14 protein-coding genes are annotated in these 21,040 nt (G+C 45.5%); 4 read left to right on the top strand and 10 right to left on the bottom strand.

Annotated features, from left to right (window positions below):
• Nucleotides 1-73: 73 nt before the first annotated feature.
• Nucleotides 74-394, top strand: a complete 321-nt coding sequence (locus AC1EK4_RS07585) for a metal-sulfur cluster assembly factor (RefSeq protein ID WP_036896074.1) — start codon at nucleotides 74-76, stop codon at nucleotides 392-394.
• A gap of 13 nt (nucleotides 395-407) precedes the next feature.
• Nucleotides 408-1,172: a UDP-2,3-diacylglucosamine diphosphatase gene (locus tag AC1EK4_RS07580; RefSeq protein ID WP_036896185.1), complete on the top strand. Its 765-nt coding sequence runs from the start codon at nucleotides 408-410 to the stop codon at nucleotides 1,170-1,172.
• A gap of 140 nt (nucleotides 1,173-1,312) precedes the next feature.
• Here AC1EK4_RS07580 and AC1EK4_RS07575 read toward each other — a convergent pair whose 3' ends face one another.
• The 7 genes from AC1EK4_RS07575 to AC1EK4_RS07545 form a co-directional block, all read right to left on the bottom strand.
• Nucleotides 1,313-2,185, bottom strand: coding sequence for a ChaN family lipoprotein (locus AC1EK4_RS07575; protein ID WP_480357692.1), 873 nt, complete (start codon nucleotides 2,183-2,185; stop codon nucleotides 1,313-1,315).
• On the bottom strand, nucleotides 2,182-5,001 hold the full coding sequence (locus AC1EK4_RS07570) for a M16 family metallopeptidase (protein WP_480357691.1): 2,820 nt from the start codon (nucleotides 4,999-5,001) through the stop codon (nucleotides 2,182-2,184). Before AC1EK4_RS07570 ends, AC1EK4_RS07575 begins: the two co-directional genes overlap by 4 nt.
• A gap of 12 nt (nucleotides 5,002-5,013) precedes the next feature.
• The gene (locus AC1EK4_RS07565; protein WP_036896183.1) at nucleotides 5,014-6,252 is read right to left on the bottom strand and encodes a DUF4929 family protein; all 1,239 of its coding nucleotides are present in this window, start codon (nucleotides 6,250-6,252) and stop codon (nucleotides 5,014-5,016) included.
• 26 nt (nucleotides 6,253-6,278) lie between these two features.
• The gene (locus AC1EK4_RS07560; RefSeq protein ID WP_480357690.1) at nucleotides 6,279-7,673 is read right to left on the bottom strand and encodes a RagB/SusD family nutrient uptake outer membrane protein; all 1,395 of its coding nucleotides are present in this window, start codon (nucleotides 7,671-7,673) and stop codon (nucleotides 6,279-6,281) included.
• A gap of 14 nt (nucleotides 7,674-7,687) precedes the next feature.
• Nucleotides 7,688-10,705, bottom strand: coding sequence for a SusC/RagA family TonB-linked outer membrane protein (locus AC1EK4_RS07555; RefSeq protein ID WP_480357729.1), 3,018 nt, complete (start codon nucleotides 10,703-10,705; stop codon nucleotides 7,688-7,690).
• Nucleotides 10,706-10,776: 71 nt separating this feature from the next.
• On the bottom strand, nucleotides 10,777-11,667 hold the full coding sequence (locus AC1EK4_RS07550) for a sirohydrochlorin chelatase (protein WP_480357689.1): 891 nt from the start codon (nucleotides 11,665-11,667) through the stop codon (nucleotides 10,777-10,779).
• A gap of 100 nt (nucleotides 11,668-11,767) precedes the next feature.
• On the bottom strand, nucleotides 11,768-13,468 hold the full coding sequence (locus AC1EK4_RS07545; RefSeq protein ID WP_480357688.1) for a leucine-rich repeat domain-containing protein: 1,701 nt from the start codon (nucleotides 13,466-13,468) through the stop codon (nucleotides 11,768-11,770).
• Nucleotides 13,469-13,813: 345 nt separating this feature from the next.
• On the opposite strand from AC1EK4_RS07545, the gene AC1EK4_RS07540 reads away from it, so the two are divergent.
• The gene (locus AC1EK4_RS07540; RefSeq protein ID WP_480357685.1) at nucleotides 13,814-16,000 is read left to right on the top strand and encodes an alpha-galactosidase; all 2,187 of its coding nucleotides are present in this window, start codon (nucleotides 13,814-13,816) and stop codon (nucleotides 15,998-16,000) included.
• Between the two features lie 103 nt (nucleotides 16,001-16,103).
• Here the strand turns inward: AC1EK4_RS07540 and AC1EK4_RS07535 are convergent, their stop codons facing one another.
• Nucleotides 16,104-16,541 carry a lipocalin family protein gene (locus AC1EK4_RS07535; RefSeq protein WP_082721649.1) on the bottom strand — a complete coding sequence of 146 codons (438 nt, stop codon included), beginning with the start codon at nucleotides 16,539-16,541 and terminating at the stop codon, nucleotides 16,104-16,106.
• Nucleotides 16,542-17,352: 811 nt separating this feature from the next.
• Here AC1EK4_RS07535 and AC1EK4_RS07530 point away from each other — a divergent pair.
• The gene (locus tag AC1EK4_RS07530; protein ID WP_036896061.1) at nucleotides 17,353-17,598 is read left to right on the top strand and encodes a hypothetical protein; all 246 of its coding nucleotides are present in this window, start codon (nucleotides 17,353-17,355) and stop codon (nucleotides 17,596-17,598) included.
• 4 nt (nucleotides 17,599-17,602) lie between these two features.
• Here AC1EK4_RS07530 and AC1EK4_RS07525 read toward each other — a convergent pair whose 3' ends face one another.
• Nucleotides 17,603-19,075, bottom strand: coding sequence for a TolB family protein (locus AC1EK4_RS07525; RefSeq protein ID WP_480357683.1), 1,473 nt, complete (start codon nucleotides 19,073-19,075; stop codon nucleotides 17,603-17,605).
• A 22-nt stretch (nucleotides 19,076-19,097) separates the two neighbouring features.
• Nucleotides 19,098-20,918 (bottom strand): DUF6057 family protein, encoded by a 1,821-nt coding sequence (locus AC1EK4_RS07520; RefSeq protein WP_480357681.1) that lies wholly within the window; start codon nucleotides 20,916-20,918, stop codon nucleotides 19,098-19,100.
• Between the last annotated feature and the right edge of the window lie 122 nt (nucleotides 20,919-21,040).

The following is a 21,040-nucleotide window of genomic DNA, read 5'->3' as shown; positions in this document are numbered from 1 at the left end:
TTTGTGGGATTCATCGAAAACGTTATCTTTGTAAAAAGAACGTGGTTAAGAAGGTGTATTAATAGACTTAGCAATGACACAAGAACAAAAAATAGCAATAGAAGAGCGTATCGTGGACGTGTTGAAGACCGTCTACGATCCTGAAATACCTGTGAATATCTGGGATTTAGGCATGATTTACAAAGTAGATGTGCAAGAAGATGGTAATGTGGAGGTTGATATGACCTTCACATCACCCTCATGTCCGGCTGCCGATTTCATTCTTGAGGACGTTAGAACAAAGATAGATAGCGTCGAAGGAGTGGTATCCAGCAGTGTGAATCTGGTGTTTGAACCTGCTTGGGACCAAAGTATGATGAGCGAAGAAGCTCGCGTGGAACTCGGTTTCGACTAAAATTTGCATGCCCATGAAGAATGTATACTTCCTTTCAGACGCCCATTTGGGATCGCTAGCCATAGAGCATGGTCGTACGCAAGAGCGTCGGCTGGTGCGTTTCCTTGACAGTATTAAGGACAAGGCATCGGCTATCTACCTGCTCGGAGACATGTTTGACTTCTGGAACGAATACCGTTATGTGGTTCCAAAAGGCTATACACGTTTCCTTGGGAAGCTGAGCGAGCTGACTGATAATGGCGTGGAAGTACACTTCTTTACCGGTAATCACGACATTTGGACGTATGGTTATTTGGCAGAAGAGTGTGGTCTCATTGTGCATACCAAGCCTTTAACCACCGAGATATACGGCAAAGTGTTCTTCTTGGCACATGGAGATGGACTCGGAGATCCCGATAATAAGTTCAAATTCTTGCGTAAAGTATTCCACAACCACACCTGTCAACGCCTGCTATGTGCCATCCATCCGCGTTGGGGAATGGCTCTTGGGCTTAATTGGGCCAAGCATAGTAGGTTGAAAAGAGCCGATGGTAAGGAGGCTCCTTATATGGGTGAGCACAAGGAATATCTCGTTCTTTTCACCAAAGAGTACATGAAGACGCACGCCGACATAGACTATTTCCTTTACGGCCATCGCCATATAGAACTCGACTTGATGCTTAGCAAGAAGGCTCGGATGATGATTTTGGGTGATTGGATATGGCAGTTTACCTACGCAGTGTTTGATGGTGAGCACATGTTTATGGAACAATATATAGAAGGAGAGACTCAACCTTGAGTCTCTCTTTTTTTTGTTTTACCTCTTTAAAAAGCTTTCAATAGGTTGGTGCAGGGGCGAGGCAACTTTGCTGTCTAGGTTCGGCAGTATTGCTGCAGGGCTTTTGCAGCATTGCTGCCAAAGCCCTGCAGTAATATGATTTAGTACGAAGTGCTCATATCTTGTGGCACGATGATGTAGTAATCGGCCTGATCTTGATACGCACTATCGAGTTTATCAATCTCCTCTTGTTTCACTGCCATGATGGTGGTGATAGTTGTTTCGGGACGATAACGGTTGAGATAGTCTATAATACCCGTCTTTCCAGCTGTGTGATAGCTACCATTGAAATGTAGGAAATGGTGACGTCCGATGTTCTTTGAGATGTTCCAAGCCATCGTGGCATCCTTTAATGCTTGTGCCATGTGCATGCGTATGGGGTCGTCTTTCTTACCATGGATAGATGCCATGAGCGAGAATGCGGCCGTACTTTTGCCTTCCATCGTAAAGGGGATAGGCAACGGAGGGAGATATTTCTTGGCATCTGCACTCAGGCTATCGAGGTAATCAAGGCCATGATACTTCACCACGTTGGCATAACGGCGCGGTACGTTGGTGGCAATAAATCGTAGATGGTTTTCTTCGGCGAACGAGAATACCGGCTCGTAGTCGGTCTCATAGTTTGGCCATAGACGCATTTCATCGGTGAACTGCTCGTATTTGATGTTGCCATTCAGGTATTCGTCCATGATGAGTTGGTTGTCTGCCTCGTACATCTCTGCCCCCAACATCAAGTTGTCTTTGTGCTTGGCATAGAGTGCTTCGGCTATTTTGAGTTCCAGCCAGTGGGTGATAGGGCAGTTGTGCATTTCGCCTACGAAGACGACATCGCTCTTGGAAGCTTGCTTTATCATCTCTTGGAATGGGACTTCGTGGCCTGCGTTGTCGACCAGTGTGAATGCTTTCAAGTCGGATTTGGCCATTGTCAACAGGGGCATTACCAATAGTAAGAGCAGTAAATATTTCTTTTTCATGATTTTCCTTTGAGTTTTAGAATTGTTATTGTCTTTTGATGGATGTATTGTTTGAATGCTTGGAGCACGTCGTCGGGTGTGATAGACGACAGTAATTCGTCGTAGTTTTCGAAGTCGGCTAGCGATTCGCCGTTCTTGAGTCGGCCAACAATCTCTCCACGCCATGCTCCGGTGGCATCATCGGTCAGCGTTTTAGCCTTGGTCATGCGGAACGAACGCTTGATATTCTCCAGTGTCTCAGCCTTTACTTTGTGTGTCTGTAGGTCGGTCAAGATGCCCTGTATGAGTTTCTCTGCCTTACCTACGTTGGCTTCATCGAGTGTCAAGATGAGGTCGAAGTAGTAAGAATGGCCGTCTATACCGTGATAAGCTAAGTCGGTGAAAGGCGAGTAGGTGAGGTTTTCTCGGCGACGTATGATGTCGATAAGCTGCTTTTGCAGGAGTTCGCGCATCAGTTTGAGCGTAAGTGTGGTGCGTAATGATGGTTCATAGTTGCCACTTAGCAGAATATGGAGCGTGGTTTGCTCGTCACCATGGCTATCTATGACGTGAGTAGTCCGTTGGTTTGGCAAGACGTTTCTCACTTCGCGATAAACTGTGGGGATATTATGAGATTGCAGACTGCCCAATGTGGCTGCGGTCACTTGCTTCATACTGTCGGCATCGAAATCGCCTGCGATGACTATTGTGAGCTGTGCCGGATCGGCATAAAGCGATTTGAAGTAAGCCGTCATGTGGTGAATGTCTTGGCGTTCCAAGTCTTGGCAAGTCTGGCGTGGGCGTATCATGGACGGAGCATCGCCCATTATTGAGTCTCTAAGATTTGTAAGCATGCGGTTGGCATCCTGTTTCAGTTGCATCTGTAAGGGTGTAGTGATTCCGAACGAAGCCACTTCCTCGGCCTTGGTCTCGTTGAATTCAGTTTCATTAACTTCCGGGTGATGAGTCTTCTCTGCGATAAGATTCAACATCTCTTGGGCTTTTGTTGCCGGGGCATTGCCTATAAAACCGTGCCAATAAGAAGCGATATTCACGCCCAATGATAGTCCGCTCTGTGCCATATAGTCAGATAACTGCTCATAAGGTACCTTGGCTAAACCGCCCATATCGATGTATCCAGCCGTTCCGGCATATTGGTGATAAGTGCTATCGGGCAAGTCGGCCGTGCCTCCACGCCCGAATCCTTCTATCGTGAAAATGCCACTCTCATCGCGAGTAGGCCTTAGTACGAGTCGTAATCCGTTTTTCAACACGATATCATAAGTGTTGGTTTGTGGATAGTGAGTTTCTTTGGCGATAGCCAATGGGGCAAATACGTACTTCTTGGCAAGACATTCCGGGGTAGGCTTGACTTCTTCGACCGATTCGACGTGCGGTGTGTAGACGTAGGGTTCGACCTTTTGGTTTTTCGCACGGTGCCAAATGCCAGCTATCTCTTGCTTGGTGAGCGAATGGCCGCTACGTTGTACATAGCTTACGAGTTTGGTTTGGTCGGCTGCCTTTAACCATTCTGTTAAGATGGTCTGTAATTGTTGCGCGGTGGTCTTGGCCAGTTGCTCGCGCACAAGTTCCACTTCCTCCGGTGTAGAGAGTTTGCGGTCGCCGGCTATCAAGTAGTCGGTGAAGTCCTCGCACCATGCTTCCGAACTCTGTTCGCTATCGATTGATGCCAAATGCTTGGTAGATTCGGAGATGAGCAGTGCCATCTCTTCTTCCGAAAAACCCTGTTGACAGGTGTGTCGGAGGCAGGCTACGACTCGCTCTAAACGCTGTAATAACTCGCGTTTGTTGCTACCTTGTAGCGACAAGGTGAAGAAGTTTTTATCGGCCAGATACCATGCGTCGGAAAAATCTACGCTGCCTTGCATCCATGAAGCGCGTTTGTTCAGAGCAGATATGAGCATGCGACCTCGTAGCTTCTGTGTAGTAGAGGTGATGGTTTTGCTGATGACGGTGGCGTGAGGCACCATTACTTCCAGTTGCTCGCCTTTCTTGAGCGTGTCAAGCATCGTGGATATGGAGATGCCTTTATCGTGTTTGAAAGGATAGACTTGATACCCTCGCAACTTTCTGGGTTGTATTCCGCCAAATAATTGTTGGATGGTTTGCACGGTTTTGAGGGCATCTAGATTGCCTACAGCGACGATGGCAGCTAGTTGGGGAGTATACCAACGATGGTAAAAGTCAAGCAAATCGGCCTTGGTAACTTTTTGTATGTCGTCTATACTGCCTAGTGGGAGCTTCCGGCGATACACGGTGTTGCCCATTTTCAGGTCGTAGAAGGGGTCGTAAATGTCGTATTGGCGTAGCTCTTCGAGTATGATGCCACGTTCTTTTTGTATGTATTCATCGGTAAAAGTGAGGTTGCAGAGCCACTCTTTAAGCATCCCCAAGGTACGAGAAAGCGTAGAAGATTGCCTATCCTTTACAGGAACGGTGAGCATGTAGTAGGTTTTATCGAACCCGGTCATGGCGTTGATGTCGCGACCGTATTGCATTCCCAACGTCTCAAGGCTGTCTATCATGCTTAATCCGGGGTATTGCTTGCTTCCGGCAAAGGCCATGTGTTCCAAAAAATGAGCCGTTCCGCCCTGCATAGCCGACTGCTGCATGGAGCCAACTCGCAATACCAAGCGCAGTTCTACGCAGTTTTGAGGAGCTTGATTGGGCATGACGATATAGCGTAGACCATTGTCTAGTCTACCCTCTATACATGTTTTAGGGAAATTGATGGGCTTATCAACAGCAAAGGCATTGATAGGAATACTAGTTCCCACCAATGCCCAAACTGCCAAGTATCGAAGTTTTAATCTCATTCAACACTTGGATTAGTGATTAAAAGTATATGTTACGGTGAATTGTGTGTATCCGGAGGCTGTCTCATGGTCTAATGCAAACCGGTAGATCATGTTTCCGTTGCCGAAGTCGATGGTACCTTTCGGAGCCACCCAGTTGCTGGGCGTTTCTCCCCAGTCGTCTTTATCAATGGTACTCTTGAACAAGAAATAACCGGGCATGAGCGTGATTCCGTTGCCAATGAGTTCTTTAACGGTCTGTGTAGTCCATGCGTTTACGTTGCCGGATTCGTCGGTTCCATTGGGTGTCTGAATGCTCTTGCCCTCGTCGCTCATCTTTTTCCAGCGGTCCCAAGCCGTGTATGTGAAACTGAAAGGAACGGTGGTGATGTCTTCGTCGTACTTATCCTTGATCTTACTTGTAAAGCTGATGGTCTTATCCTTTAGGTTAATGGCGATGCCATCGAGTGTGGCGGTGAAGGTTTCTTTGGCTTTATCAAAGCCGATAGCCTTGAACATGTGGGGATAAGCGGTCGATACATCTTGCCAAAACTCGTTCTCATCGGTCTCCTTATGGAGCCAGTTGCCGAGGAAGGCGGTGAGTCCGAGGGGGTTGTCGGTCATCTTAAGCACCGGTGTATCGGCTGTAGAGGCCTCGCTCAAGGTGATGACGGTGACGCCCTCGAAGGTCTTTGTCTCGGCATCGGTGTACACGCCAACCTCGTCGGTGGGCGATTTTGCCTCTACTTTGCAGTTGACCGTGCCAAGGATATTGTTCAGATTAATACCGTACTTGGCACGATAGCCGTCGATAAGTTTTATCTGTTCGGCGGTCAATACGGGGAGTGCGGGATTCGGGCGTACCGTTATGGAGAGGTCGCCCTGCGCCACCATGTTGGCATCGGAGAACTCCGCGGCCTTCAGTACGACTGTACGCTGCTCGTTGAGGAGATTCTTCTGGTTCGACGAGATGGTGACCTGAGCCGTCTTAGTACCTGCTTTCATCGTTACGACATTACTATTGAGTTTTAGTACACCGTCGTCGTTGTTAACCAATTGTAGTTTGATGGTGACGTCTTTCTCGACGGTCGAGGTAGCCATCAAATTTACCGTGATGCCTTCGGTGCTGTTTTCTGTCATCGAAGGGTCTACAGTTGTCGATAGTTGTACGTAGTTTTTGCCTTGATATCCATTGTCCTCGTTGCTGCTACATGATACGGTTGCGAGCACGAAAGCAAGAAGTGATAACGTCAAAGAAATAATCTGTTTCATATTATTGATTTTAAATTCGTTTTTAATTATCGATTCAGTGGCCATCCCTCGTTCTGTGTCACATTCTCGTTATAGCGATATTCAGAACGCGGAATGGGGAATGTCCAACGGTAATCGTCGGCTTTGATGGTAGAGATAATGCCCTTGTTGAAGGCGCTACCCCGGTGAATGGAGCGTTTGTGGAGGCGTTTCAAGTCGAGAAATCCTTGTCCTTCGCCTACAAACTCTTTCTGTTTCTCTTGCAGGATTGCGTCAATGAGTGTTTCACCGGTGAGCGTTTCTGTGAGTGGAGTAGCTTTGACGGCATTGAGATAAGCATTGATGGTGGAGATAGCTTTGGCATTTTGCCCCAATTGAGCATAGCTCTCGGCAGCAATAAAATAGGCTCCTGCCGGACGCATCATGTCTATGTAGCGATTATCGGTGCCTGCTTTCAGATTCTTATTGTACTTGCCCAGCAGCGTTCGCGGGGCTCCATCCATGTTGAAAGTAAGCACATAGCTGCTTGTTCGATGGTCTTCGGGAGTGAAAGATATGTTTGGATTCACTGCGAAATAATCTCCATTGGCAGCTCCAAATTGTATGCTGGTGTAGTAACTACCGTCGTTGTAAAATGCAAAGATGCGGTTCTTGTTGCTAGTTGTAGTCCAAAGGCTTTCTATTCCGCCCTGTGTGAACATGTCGGTAGAGCAGTCTTTGATGATGTCTTCGGCCAGTTGGATAGCCTTACTATAGTTTTCGGCATAGAGTTCCACCTCTGCTTGCAGATAGATGGCGGCTTTCCTTGACAACCAACCGTTTGCCGTGGGGATGTTGTTAACGCCGGTTGCTTGAGTTAACAAGGCGCGGATGCTGTCGGTACAAGTGGCAATTGACGAACGTTTGGGGAATTTGAGTCCCACTTTATCGGTTAAAATGATACCGTCGGCTTGTGGGTTGCGGTCGTAAGCGGGGGCGTATAGCTGTAGAAGCTTGAAGTAACAGAGTGCTTTTAGCGTCTTTGCCTCGCTTATAATAGCTGTTTTCGAGAACTTGTCATTATCGTTTGTCACCTCAATCTTCTCTACTCGTTCGAGCAAGGTGTTGCACGAAGCGATGGTGTTGTAGAATTGTAACCACAGATTTTCGGCCATTGTGGTTATCTCACTGTCCTTCCACGAGTATAGGTTCTGCTTGCTAATATCCTTATTGGTATAGTTTGTGGGCATAAAGTCTTCTCCCATGACCGACAAATCGAACTCGCAATGGGGGTAGAGGGCGTAAGTTGAAGCAAGCAAAGAGCGTGCTTGCTTCAGTCCAGAGATAGCATCCGGGTCGCTATATTCATCGGCCGGCGGTATATTGATGGTGCAAGCAGTGAGCAAAGTGCCACATAGGACTGCCATTAAGAGATGTGATAGGTATTTGAAAGTCATTTTCATGAAATTGAAAAGTATCAAAATGTAAGATTTACATTTAGTGTATAGACCGGTTGAAGTGTACCGGCTAGGGTTCCACTTTCGGGGTCTGACTCGCTATAAGAGGTCCAATTAAACAGGTTGGAAGCCTGCAGTGCCACTGAGGCAAACCTTATGAAAGGCAGATTGCGCTTGAGTAGGTTTCCCGGAATGCGATAACGGAGCGATAACATCGACAGTCTGATGAAGTTGCTGTTGCCGAGTGTACGTGAATTGGCAAAACGGCTGAGGTTGTCTTCGGCCACAGCCGAGGTCCAGAATGGTGTCGGATAAATCTTATTCTCATCGCCACTCTTGAACCACATGTTGTCTATCTGCCCCGAAGCAGCATTCTTTGTCACGTGGTCGTAGTTGCGTACATAGGTGTAGTTGAACTGTTTCTTACCACCAAAATTATAGTAGAAGTTCATATCTAATTCAAAAGACTTGTATCCAAGGTTCATTCCGAAGCTGCCGGAGTAGGGCGGTGTGGAGTGTCCCAAGGCCACTACATCTTCGCGGGTCAATGGTTCGCTGGCCTGTTTCTCGCCATTTGGGGTTGAGAAAACAGGATAACCGGTCAGTGGATTGATGCCTAATGAGCGCGGACCATATATCATATCGTAGGATTTTCCTACTTCGTAGTCGGGCACAATGGCGTCGTCTGCGGTGTAAATCTCGTGTGCATAGTAGAGATCTATCACCTTATTATTATTGTAAGCCAAGCTTCCGAAGAGCGATAGCGACCAGTCGGGGAGCTGCAATACTCTCCAATTGGCCGAAGCCTCAATACCGTTGTTGTCTAAAATGCCGATGTTGCGCTTCAAAGTATTGAATCCTGTGGAGGTTGGGATGGGCACATCGAGCAGCGCTTGTTCCGTTCTGCGCTTGTATAAGTTGATATTCAGCGTCAAGCGTTTCATGAGTTCAGTCGTCAACATCACGTCGAACGACTTGGTAACTTCTGGTTTCAGGTTCTCATTAAACAGGCTGATGAGCGATAGTTGGCGCTGATTCTCGTAGCTGGATTCCAAATATGAGAATGTGGCGACTGTAGATGAGGCTGAAACTCCGTTCAGATTGGCTATCACACCATACGATGTGCGAAGGTTCAGGCGTGTCAATAGCTTGTTGCCTTTGAGGAAATTGTAGTTTGAAGGAGTCCACCCCAAGCCTACAGCCCATGCATTATTCCAGCGTTTATCGGCTGGAAGGATGGACGAACCGTCTCTTTTGTATGATGCGTATGCGTCGTAGAGGTCGCTATAGGTGTAACTTGCCAACAAGCCGGCGCCTATTTGGGCATTGCGGTCTTTCTTTCCCGATGTGCGTTCGCGGCGTACTCCCGTGATAGAATGGTTGATGGCCGATGTGGAATTGATGTCACCGACACCGTAGCCTATCGTTCCGATATTGTCATAAATAGACCGATAGTAGTCAAAGTTGGCTCCGACGGTCACGCTATGCTTCTCGTTGAAAGTCTTTTCGTATGTTACACGTAGATTGGAAGAAATGTTGGTGGTGGTGTTTTTGGCACGTTGCAGAATACCACGTTGATATTCCGCCACGCCACTATTGCGTTCCGAATACGACGAACCCGGCGTAAACTTATTGCTTTCATCCAATAAATAGTCGATACCACCGACGTATTCGATGTCCAATCCCTTGATTGGTGTGAGCGAGAGGTTCAGACTTACGCCCACAGATTTGTCGGATGACTTCTCTTGATATTGATTGAATAGGTCGGAGAATGTACGTCCGGGATAGGAATATAGTTTCCCACTGGCAGGTGACTCGTATGGGTTGAGGTCGTAAACCAACTGTGTGGGGTCGTTGGAAGTTCCCACCGGAGTATTTACTTTGGCATATGAGCCGTTCATACTAATCATGGCGTAACCTATCTTGCCCAAGGTTTTATCCAAGTTTAGGCTCACTCCGATGTGCTCTTTGTCATTTCCTTTGATTCTTCCGCCCTGTTTGGTGTAGTTGAACGAAGCGAAGTATGAACTTTCCTCATTTCCTCCGCGCATGCTTATCGTATGTCTGGTGTAGATACTATTGCGTAGTAATTCTTTGAACCAGTCGGTATTGGTCTGTCGGAGGTTGTTTAAAAGCTTCTCACCTTCGGCTATTAGTTGTGCCTTGTTGGGGTTGTCAGACTCATATCTGTTATAATAATCGGCACTGTAACGATAGCCCGGAGCAGCCGGATTACGCATCAAGCGCTCCAGTTCCAGTTTTTCTGATGTCTCCATGAGTTTTAGACCGCGCCGTCCACGAGTCGTAATACCCATATTGAAGTTATAGTTGATGGTGGTTCCTTCGGAGTTTCCACGCTTCGATGTAATCTCTATGACACCGTTGGCTGCCTTGACTCCGTAGAGAGCACAGGCCACCGCGTCCTTCAAAACCTTCATCTCGCTGATGTCCATCGGATTCAGATTGTAGAACGTTTCGGCTGTGATAATCTTACCATCAAGCACATAGAGCGGTTCGTTGGAGACGTTTCCGCGTCGCAAGGAAGAGTTTCCACGAATGCGTAATTCGGGTGTTTTGCCCAGCTCTCCGGTATTCATGACGAGCAATCCCGGCACTGCTCCTTGTAAAGCCAGCCCCATATCGATGCTGGGTTTCTCTGTGACAAGCTTCATATTCACTTGGTCTACCACGCCGGCACGTGCTCTTACATCGATGGCATTGATGTTGGTGCGAGCCTTAACCGACACTTCGTTCAGCATGTTGTCGTCTTCTTGCATCGAGATATTGGCTCTTGCCTGCCGTCGATACTTGAAGCTTTGACCCTTCATGCCTAAGTATGAGAAGCGTACGGTTTCACCCAGACGTACATTGAGCGTATAGTTGCCTTGCGCATCGGTCACTGTCACTCGGCGAGTACCTTCTACTTTGACCGTCACTCCGGGTAGTTCGCCACCTTGTGAGTCGGTCACTTTACCGCGTAATACATCGGTAGAACTCTGTTGTACGGTATGAATGGCCTGCAACGGTAATGGTTGCATACTGCCAAACAGTACACAACCGCCCCACACGAAGGATTGTAGAATATGATAGAATGTCATCTTTGATATGTTTATCTATCCAACCATTGCTGAGCACAGTCTACTATCCACCCGCTCACTTCGCCAGCTCCATCGGGTAATAAGCCTTTTTCGCCATATACCACTTCTACATTTTGACCGGCTAATGCTTCATCTACAGCCTTAATTAAGCCGAAACGTTGTGCCATTCCTTTGATGCCTGAAGTGAGATACACGCCTTGTAAGATGATGCGTTTCTTGTGTTTGGCAGCTTCTTTGATGATAGGCAGTGCGTCTTTTACAAACTCTTGTCCCATTTCTACGAACGCATGGTTGCTGTAATCGAAGCCCATACCGCGTCGTACCTTACTATCTATACTTTCTATCAGTTCTTTCCAAAAGGGCATATAGGCTTCGTCGCCGTGTGCAAGGATGATGAGTGCCTCGTCTTTAGGATTCTTTGAGAGTTGTTGTACGTTGTGAAGTGTAATCTTTTCGCACACATCGCTGAACATAAAGGTCGGCCCCATGGTGATAGGGATGCGGGTCTTGACAAACTCTGCATGCTCTTCTACCAATCCTTCTCTTATATATGAGTTGTATTTATGGCCGAGAAGATTGGGTATATCCTCTTCTGTATGCGATGAAGGACAGATGAATATGGGCATGGCGAAGATGGTATCCACTTGCTCACGTTCCAAGTCTTTCACCACTTCACTTATGTTTGGGTGTGTATACTCCATCAAAGCCGTGCGCACAATAGCGAAGTCTTTGATGCCACGAGCCTTGAGTGTGTCGCTTACTCTGCTTTCTAAGTCAATCGCCGGCTTGTTCCATGTAGGATTAGGTGAGCCATGTGCGATGACTAGCAACGCCTTTTTGGCTTGGCAGAATATGGATACACAGAGGAAGAGTGTAGTCAGTAATCTTGTTTTTGTGTTCATTATATATAAAAAATGTAATTTGATGGGAGAAAGTCGGGGACTTTCTCCCGTTTCTTTTTATTGATGTTGATTTCCGCTGATTATATATTTCAGTTCTCAATTATTTGACTGTAAAGACCTTGGAATCTAATGTTGTATACATACCATCAACCACTCTCCTGAATCCGCCAACGTATAATTTATATGTACCGGGCTTTTTGAAAGTCAGCAGACCGTCTTTCAAATCGTAGCAATCGGTCGATACCTCTTTACTATCTTGATCTTTGACGGTTACTTCTAATTCATCTCTTTTATCGTCTAGATAACTAGCTACGGTCGTATAGTCAATAGTTCTGCCGTTGAGTGTCGCTTCATAGGTCTGGAAATTGGCTGAAACTCTTACTCCAATATCCTCAATGGCTTTGGCTATATTCATCATTCCAATAGGGTCTATGCCGTTGAATTCTACTTCCAATGCCTCTAGTTTCTCGAATACCTCGGTACCATCAAAGATTGATCTCAAAGAGTTGTTGGTAGCAATGAGACGTTTCAGATTGGTAAGACCTTTCAGATTAATCTCTGATAGTGGATTAGGAGTATCTTTATTGTAGCTTTCCGCTCCTTTCTTAGTACCTTTCAGATTAATCAATTCTATCTGCTTATAAGGTGTGAAATCTGCTTTAATAAGTTTCTCGTTGCCTTGTAATTCAAGGTCGATTACCATTTTCGGCAACTTGAATTGGTCGCTAGAAGCTAGGTTGTTGTGTGCTAATTTTAGGTTGGTTACACTCTTCAAGGCCGAAAGGTCAATGCTTTCTATTTGGTTACCATTCAAGTCGAGTACTTTGAGATTAGGTAAATTGCCAAGTTTACAGGTCTCTCCTTTCAGGTTACAGTTGCATACGGTCAACTCTTTCAGATTATTACAATTGTCAACGTTGATACCTTTTACTGACTCACAATTGTTGATGTTAGTATAGGTAAGCTTGGTTAGACCGGCAATATTGACAGTGTTGCTTGAGTTTTTGTCTAATTTTCTAAGGTTTAAACTTTCCAATACAGGATAATCCTTAGCTTCAAACGAGAGGTTTTCCAGCTTTGTGGTGGCAAGTGTAAGCGTCGTCAACATCTTATTATCTTCCAACTTTAGTTCTTTCAGTGGATTTTCGGGGTCGACAGTCAGGTTTTTAATACCCGTGTTCTTGATGTGTAGGTAAGATAATTTAGGATAGTGATAGTTCACGTAGATGTTGAATCCGTTGTCTTCGCTGGTCGTTTCGAGCGCCAAAAGGTTCTGCAACTCCAGAGAATCGAGTACAGCTAGGTCGTGTAAAGAGATTTTTTGTAAAGCTGTAGCGCCTGTGCTCGTACCGTCAATAAGCAATGTTCGCAATGCCGGAGCATGTGCCAAGTTCACCTCTTTCAATGCTGCCGAGTTGAGGACGATACGCTGTAGGTGTTGGAAATTATTCTTTTCATCGTTGAGTACCAGCGACTTGATACCACCATCTTTGCTTTTTCCGCTACGCAACTCCTTGACACGATAGATAGAAGAGCCTGTGGTGCCTTTAGTTTCTTCCCATACGATGGTCAGATTTTTGCGCTCCCATTCTGTAGGATTATCTGATTTGAAATCGGCTTCAATATTATTGGCTGCTGCAATTTGGCGAATTAAGGCCACCTCTTCTTTGATGCACGACGTTAGATTCTGTGGTTGTCCTTCTTCCACATTTCCCGGTTTGATATCGTCTTTGCTGCAAGAGAGCAAAACAACCGAAGATAAAATAGCCATGAAACCAGCTACAATAGAGGACTTGTTCATAATCTTTTGAATTAATTGTGTGTAAATTTGATTTTAAATATTACTATTTATCTGTATGCATTTGGATGCTTCCAAAATATCAATGCAAAATTAACAGTGTTTTACAAGGGTTACAATACCTAAAAACGATGATTTAAGTGATGCCTTATGTGTCTTCTATTATCTGTTTTAGGTATTGTAGTGGCTCTTGGTTATTATGTGTTGATAGACAGTATTAAAGTGATTTTAAACTCTATTTGAGTTTGCTTTATTTCAACAAACTTCTTATCTTTGTGATGGTTTTTCTAACTATCGTTTAAACGATGCATACCATTTATCAGCAAAATGAAAAACAAATATAAATATATGAAGAAACTCTTGTTGGCCTTTATAGCCTTGATGAGTATGTCGACAGCTATGGCTGCCGACAACAAGACTTATCGAGTCAGTACAGACGAAACCGACCTTGTGTTGCAGGTAGGAGACAATGGACGACTCTATCAAACCTATCTTGGTAAGAAATTGAAGTTTGCCGACGAGGCTTCTAAAATCTCTTATCGAGTGGGAGCAGGGCGTGTTGGTGCGACAAATGTGGATGGTTGGGAAGCTTATCACTGTTCTGGAGCAGAGGATTATTATGAGCCGGCTTTGGGTATTATGCATGCCGATGACAATGCCACAACGTATTTGTATTTCCAGTCGGCCACAGAGAAGAGTGTAAAAGGTGGAACGGAGTATATCTTCAATCTGAAAGATAACAAGTATCCGGTCTATGTGACGTTACACTATGTGGCTTATCCCAAGGAGAATGTCATCAAACAGTGGGCCGAGATACGCCATGAAGAGAAGCGAAGCATCAAGATGCAACAGTATGCTTCGGCCATGTTGTATCTCAACAACAACAAATACTATTTGACACAGTTTAGCAGCGACTGGGCTAAAGAGGCGCAACAGGCTACACAACAGCTTTTGCCCGGTAAGAAAGTAATAGATACTAAACTCGGCACACGTGCTAATATGTTCATGCAACCACTCTTCGAAGTAGGGCTAGACGAACCTGCCAACGAGCGCCATGGGACGGTTTTGCTCGGTACATTGGGCTGGACAGGTAACTTCCGCTTTACTTTTGAGATAGACAACTCAGGTGTCTTGCGTGTTATATCAGGTATCAATCCGTATGCTTCGGAATATGAGTTGCAACCCAAGACGACGTTTAAGACTCCCGAATTCATCTTCACTTTGAGTACCAACGGTGTGGGGCAAGGCAGTCGGAACTTGCATAATTGGGCACGTCAATATCAACTTCATAAAGGACAGGAGCCACGTATGAGTCTGCTCAACAACTGGGAGAATACCTATTTCAGTTTTGACCAAGAGAAATTGGCAGCTCTGATGAAAGAGGCTAAGACTTTGGGTGTAGACTTGTTCTTACTCGATGACGGTTGGTTTGCCAATAAATATCCGCGTAATGACGACCGTGCTGGCTTGGGTGATTGGGAAGTTAACCGTAGCAAGTTGCCCGGTGGTGTCCCTGCTTTGGTCAAAGCGGCCAAGGAAACAGGGGTTAAGTTCGGTATCTGGATAGAACCGGAGATGGTCAATCCCAAAAGCGAACTCTTTGAGAAACACCCCGATTGGGCTTTTACACAGCCCAACCGTGAACCTTATTATTACCGTCATCAATTGGTACTTGACCTCAGTAATCCGAAGGTTCAAGACCATGTGTTCGGTGTTATAGACCGTATCATGACAGAAAATCCCGATGTTACTTTCTTTAAGTGGGACTGCAACTCGCCTATTACCAATATATTCTCGCACTACACCAAGAATCAAAACAACCTTTACGTGGACTATGTGCGTGGCCTATATAAGGTTTGTGACCGAGTAAGAGCCAAGTATCCCAACGTCACGTTGATGCTTTGTTCGGGTGGTGGTGGCCGTAATGACTACGAAGCATTGAAGTATTTCTCAGAATTTTGGTGTTCAGACGATACCGATCCGGTTGAACGTCTATATATACAGTGGGGATTTTCGCAGTTCTATCCGGTCAAAGCGATGTGTGCACACGTCACCGACTGGAATAAACGTGCCAGTGTCAAGTTTCGCACCGATGTGGCTTCGATGTGTAAACTCGGTTTTGATATAGGTTTACAACACCTGAGTGCTGATGAGTTGGCATTCTGTCAAGGAGCTGTGAAGAATTGGAACCGCTTGCAACCAGCAATTATGGATGGGGCACAATATCGTTTGGTATCGCCCTACGAGGGCAACCATATTGCTGTAAACTATGTGAATGAGGCGAAGAACAAGGCTGTGTTGTTCAGCTACGACATCCATCCACGCTATGAAGAGAAGTTGGTGACGGTGAAACTTCAAGGCTTAGACCCGGTTAAGAGGTACCGGATAGAGGAAATCAACCTAATGCCCGGAGCCAAAAGTTCGTTGCCGGAGAACGGCAACGTCTATTCGGGCGACTTCTTAATGAACGTAGGTCTCCATGCTTTTACGGCCGGCGACATGCGTAGTAGAGTCATAGAACTCAGCGCAGAATAAAATCTTTAATAGCCTGATGGGCTATATCTATCACAAACCGGGGGCAGTCTGGCGAATGCTAAGCCTGTCCCCGGTTTGTGTATGAGAGTTTGTTGAGTTCGTATTATTTACCTGCTTTCTTTAATGTATAGCGTACCCAACCTTTCAATTTACCTGTAAAATTCAATTGTAGTATGAGTTTCGTTTCAGTAATCTCAACTATAGTAAACTTTTCTTTAATATTCTCAGCTTCGCAAGTGAGTTGGTCTTTGGCTAAACTCCACTTCATTTTTGCCGGGGTACCATTGAGTTTGTTGAGAGAACTTCCGAAGCCATCTGTGTTAAAAGTATACACATACTTCGTATATTCGTGACTTTCTTTGGTAGGTTCTTTCTCTCCTTCCGATATAAGTTCAGATTCTTCCCATACGGTTTGCCATGTACCCATTAATAGTTCTTTGGTGTTTTCGGGTAGATCGTAGCCGGCTTTGTCGCAAGAAGAGAACATAAAACATGTTGCAAGTAAAAGCATTGCAACGCATAAATAAAGATTTCTTTTCATTGTTGTTGTAAATGTTTGGTTAAATACTATTTGGATTCGTCTCAGATAGTTCTGGTTTTCGGCTGCAAATGTATAAATAATAAATTGTTTTTTATGCAAGAGATGGGAGTGGAATGGTTGATATTTTACATAAAAAACACAAAAAAATATAAATAAATCAAGAATCCTCGTGTCTTTTGTCTAGCATTTCAATATGGAGTATGGTGTTTATTAACTTGTCAACTCGCCAACTTGTAAATTCGTTTACTTGTCTATCAGCTTACTGCAAGGTCGACTCAGCGTTGCTGCCTAGTCTTTGCAGCATTGCTGAAGTGGCTAGGCAGCGATGCTGGAGAAGCTTTGCAATGGCCCCACCCCGACCCAATCGTTTTAGTAGACAGGTAAACAAGTAGACAAGTAAACGAGGTTTTAAGTTTACAAGTAGACGAGTTTCGGTTTTAGTTTGTAAGTCTTTTAGTTTATAAGTTGTTAAGTGAGTTCGTAGCATTGTGCTTCATGCTTACTAATTGCTATATACTACTTGCCATTAGGTTTTTCTTGCGAGCGTGAGAGATGAGGTCTCAAAGTGGAAAATGATACTTTCTGACTAGCTGTCTGTACAGTAGCTTTAGCGACTTTTAACGCTTAAGCACTTGGATAGGTCGGATACTTCTTCTACTTTTGTTCACATGAATGTCATTCATGGGTTCTGATGATGATCAGATTACTACAATTACTAATTTACAAATAAGGCACGAGAGACTTTAATTCTTTCCGCTAAAAGTTAGGGTGGGAAAGATTTATAATATTGATGAAGTAGACTTTAAGTTGTATGAGAAATAATACCGTGTTGTTGTGTACTCTAGGTACATTGAATCAAGTAAATGACCAGCCTATGCTCGGTGCAGATTTAGACCGAGTTCCTAGAGAAGAGTCTTATACGAAAGGCTTTGCTCCTTGTTTCGTAGGCAAGATAAACCTATCTAAAGGTGCTACAACTTTATCCTTACATACCAAAAAGATTAAGAACGAGGAAGCTATGAACTTTTGGATGTTGGAACTGAAACGGATAAAATAGGCCTTTATCTCGCTTTCGTTACGACTCTTTCATCGCTGGAAATCTCTTTGGCAGCCTCGCGAGCATTGAGCTCTACAGGACGAAGGGTGAAGTCGGGCGTGTTGTAAGAGTCGAATAAGCGGTCATAATATTGAGCCGGATGGCGCTGGGGAAGTAAGAATGGTTTGGTGGCACGGCCTTTGTCGTCGATACTACTGATGTATAGACGTGTGTAAAGACCGTCACCGCGCCGGCTTGTAAATACAAACCAATGCGAATTACGCGTCCAGTTGTGGTATGAATCGGTGTTGCGGCTGTTGGTAACAGTCAATGGTTGAGCCTTGCCTGTGTGTAAATCGAGCAGCCAATTATCGGCCTCATGGTGCCAAATGGGGAAGCACCCGTAGTCGGCCATGGTAAACATGATGTATCGACCATCGTAAGATGGACGCGGATGAGTGGCGCTTTTGCCCATTTGTCGAGCATTGAAGATCGTGTCGACACGTTGCCCTAGCTTACCTGTAGCAGGGTCGAAAGCTACCTTACATATATTATAACGTATCTGTTTGTAGCCTCCGGGAATGGGATGAGCTACCGAAGAACAGAAGTAGAGCGTGCGTCCGTTGGGCGAAAATACGGGATATGTCTCGTAATGAGAGTCGGTCATGACGAGCGTGTCGAGTAATAATTCGTGGGTGGAAGGCTTGTAGACAAAGATATCGGAGGCTTGATCAAACACTTCTATACGCTCGCTTCGTACGGTATGGAAGCTTTGGTGGGTTTGGTTGGTGCTGTAGGCACAGTATTGACCCGACGGATGCCAATAAGGATATACCATCGAACCATGCAGCGTATCGCTTTTGGCTTTGAGCCATTCGCGCTTGCCATTGATGGAAATGAGTGTTGCTCCGTGGCTTCCACGAACGTGGAAGGTGAATTGGGAAGGGTTGGTGCCATTGGAAGTGTGGCAGTTGAGGCATGCTCCGGGAACGGTCGTGTTCTCGATGATAGGCTCTTCGTCGAAGTTGGAGAGGTTGCGTTGATACAGTCCCATCTTGCTATAGATCTCAAATCCCGGTGCAATGCGACGATAGGTGAGTCCCCACTCGTCGAGCGCATGTTTGCTTACGTACATCTTGAAACTCTTGTATTGTGTCCATTGTCCATCGGTTTTCACGCTCAACGTGAAGTTGAGGCTGCCCCCACGATTTGCTTTGAGCAGGTTGTGCCATTCGTCTATGTCGAAGTCTATGGCATTTCCGCTCTCGTTTATTTCACCGCTTTTCGAACCTTTGACAACGATGTTGAGAGCATCGTAAGTCCCTCCGGTGTAGTCGAAGTTCATGGGTGCAATGTCTACAGGGATGGTTACGCCTACGTAATCGGGGAAGATGGTCGGTAGTTTATCTACCTTTTGGGCATTTTTCGGGGTGTCGGTGCAACTCGTCATCAGCATGATGGTGAGTATATATAATAGGTATGAGATGGTACGTTTCATGTCGTTAATGTTTTAATGGAAATCAATAGATGAGTTGCATCTTCTGTTTGCCTTGCTTCTCTTGCTTTCGGCTTCCAATAAGAAGGTAGTGCCAAGCATTGGTAGAGAGTGGTGGCTGCGAGAGTTCCGATGCCTCTTGGTTGCGCATATAGGTACCGATGAAGTTGAGCGTGTTCTCTACCGTCATCTTATCAAGACTATAGGGAATGTCTCGAAGGCTACCATGTTGTTGCAGCCACACGCCCACGAGTACTTCTTGGAAAGCTTTCGGGATATGGGTGTAGTTCACGTATTTACCCAACGGATAGTATTTCATGAATCGTTGTACGTCGCCTTGCAGCAGTTCGTAGGCCATCAGATACTCGTAAGCCATTTTGTTTTGGTAGTTACCCACGAAAAGCAGGCCGAGCATCTGATCCATTTCGCGGTCGCTAAAGAGGAAGTCGGTCTTCTGTTGGCGATCGGAACTCAAGCGCAAATAGAGCGGGTCAATTTTCAATCTGTCTTTGTTGCCGATGACTTCTAGCGTCCATGTAGCCCATTTGCGGTAGAAGAGCGACTGTTGTAGACGTCTCAGATACTTCGTGGCAACGGCATATTGACCATTGGCTATTTCGCATTGGATGATGCGTTGGGTCAGTCTGCCACTCTTACGGAAGTTGGGTATGGCCTCTTGGGCCTCGAACATGTAGCGCAAAGCCTCGTTAACCATACAGAGACGAAAGTAGATTTCGGCCGTAGAGACTGGCGAAGTCATGTCTCGACTGAATGAGGGGAAGAGTCCTTCGGCACCGTTTTGATAGAAATCAAAGATTCTATCGGATAGTTCATTGCGTTGGCTGAGAGCCAAGTTGACGCAAGCTACCGACATAGGAGATGATGGTTGCTTCTTTGTAGCTTTGTCGATGATGGCGTCCCATTGCTCATTACGTACCAGATAATCATAGTCTATGAGTTCGTATTGTGGACGAGTATAGCCGTAAGCAAGTGATGAATAGCCAACAGCGACAATGATACTCGTAGAAGAAAATAGCCATAGGCGGCTTTTCTTCGGCTCGTGTAAACGTGAGATGAGCAGTGGAATGCACACTATGAGAGCCATAACTACCCACTGAAGTCGTGGGATCAAGGCCGGGTAACGGTAATAGTTGATACCTCCCATGAGTCGATACAAGGGATATTGCAGACTATAAGAGAGGAGGTAAATGATGATTCCGGTATAGATTAAGGTTAAGATGCCTACCAAAAAGTTTGTAGGCGAGCTGCGTTTAATAAGTTCATAGCCGGCTACATAGGCTGCTACGACCCATACGCAGGCTCCGAATAGCCAATAGAATAGTGGAATAAGAATAAGCAGGAAGATGATTTTATGCCATCTTCTTGTGGGAAAAGCTTCGTTTCGGCTTATTGCATGGTAGCCAATTAGAGTACATAAGGCAGCAATGAGAGCTATCGTGAAGCTCAAAAGTACGCTTTCATCGCTCATAAAGAACCATAGTGCGAAAGCTGGAATGAAGCTGAGGATATACCAAGTGTCTGTACTACTAAGGCGACGGCACAGTATCCACGTAAGTCTTTGGATGCTTGTGTAACACAAGGCTAGGATGATGGCACCGAGAATGGGGATGTAATAGAACTGTACCAAGAACTCGCTGATGTAGTCGGCCAATCCTCCGGGAACGCAGATACGCTCCCAAAAGTATTCGGAAGAGAATAGGAAGAGTTGATATTGTTCTTGGTAACTGAGGATACTGACGCCGGGAATGAACCAAAACACAAAGACTGTAATGGCAAATAAAATAGAAAGCAGGGCTTTCCAATGGCAGATTAGTAGTTGTTTCATATCATTAGTAGAACGAAAATCCGGCTCTGTAGAGTTGTTTCTTAGTGGAAAAGCCACACTAATTTGACCCACGCTGGCAAGTATTTTAGACCCAGTAAGGTTAAAATAATGAGACCCACCTC

Source organism: Prevotella sp. C0026C3, assembly GCF_056590795.1.
This window is presented reverse-complemented; position numbering and strand designations above follow the sequence as displayed.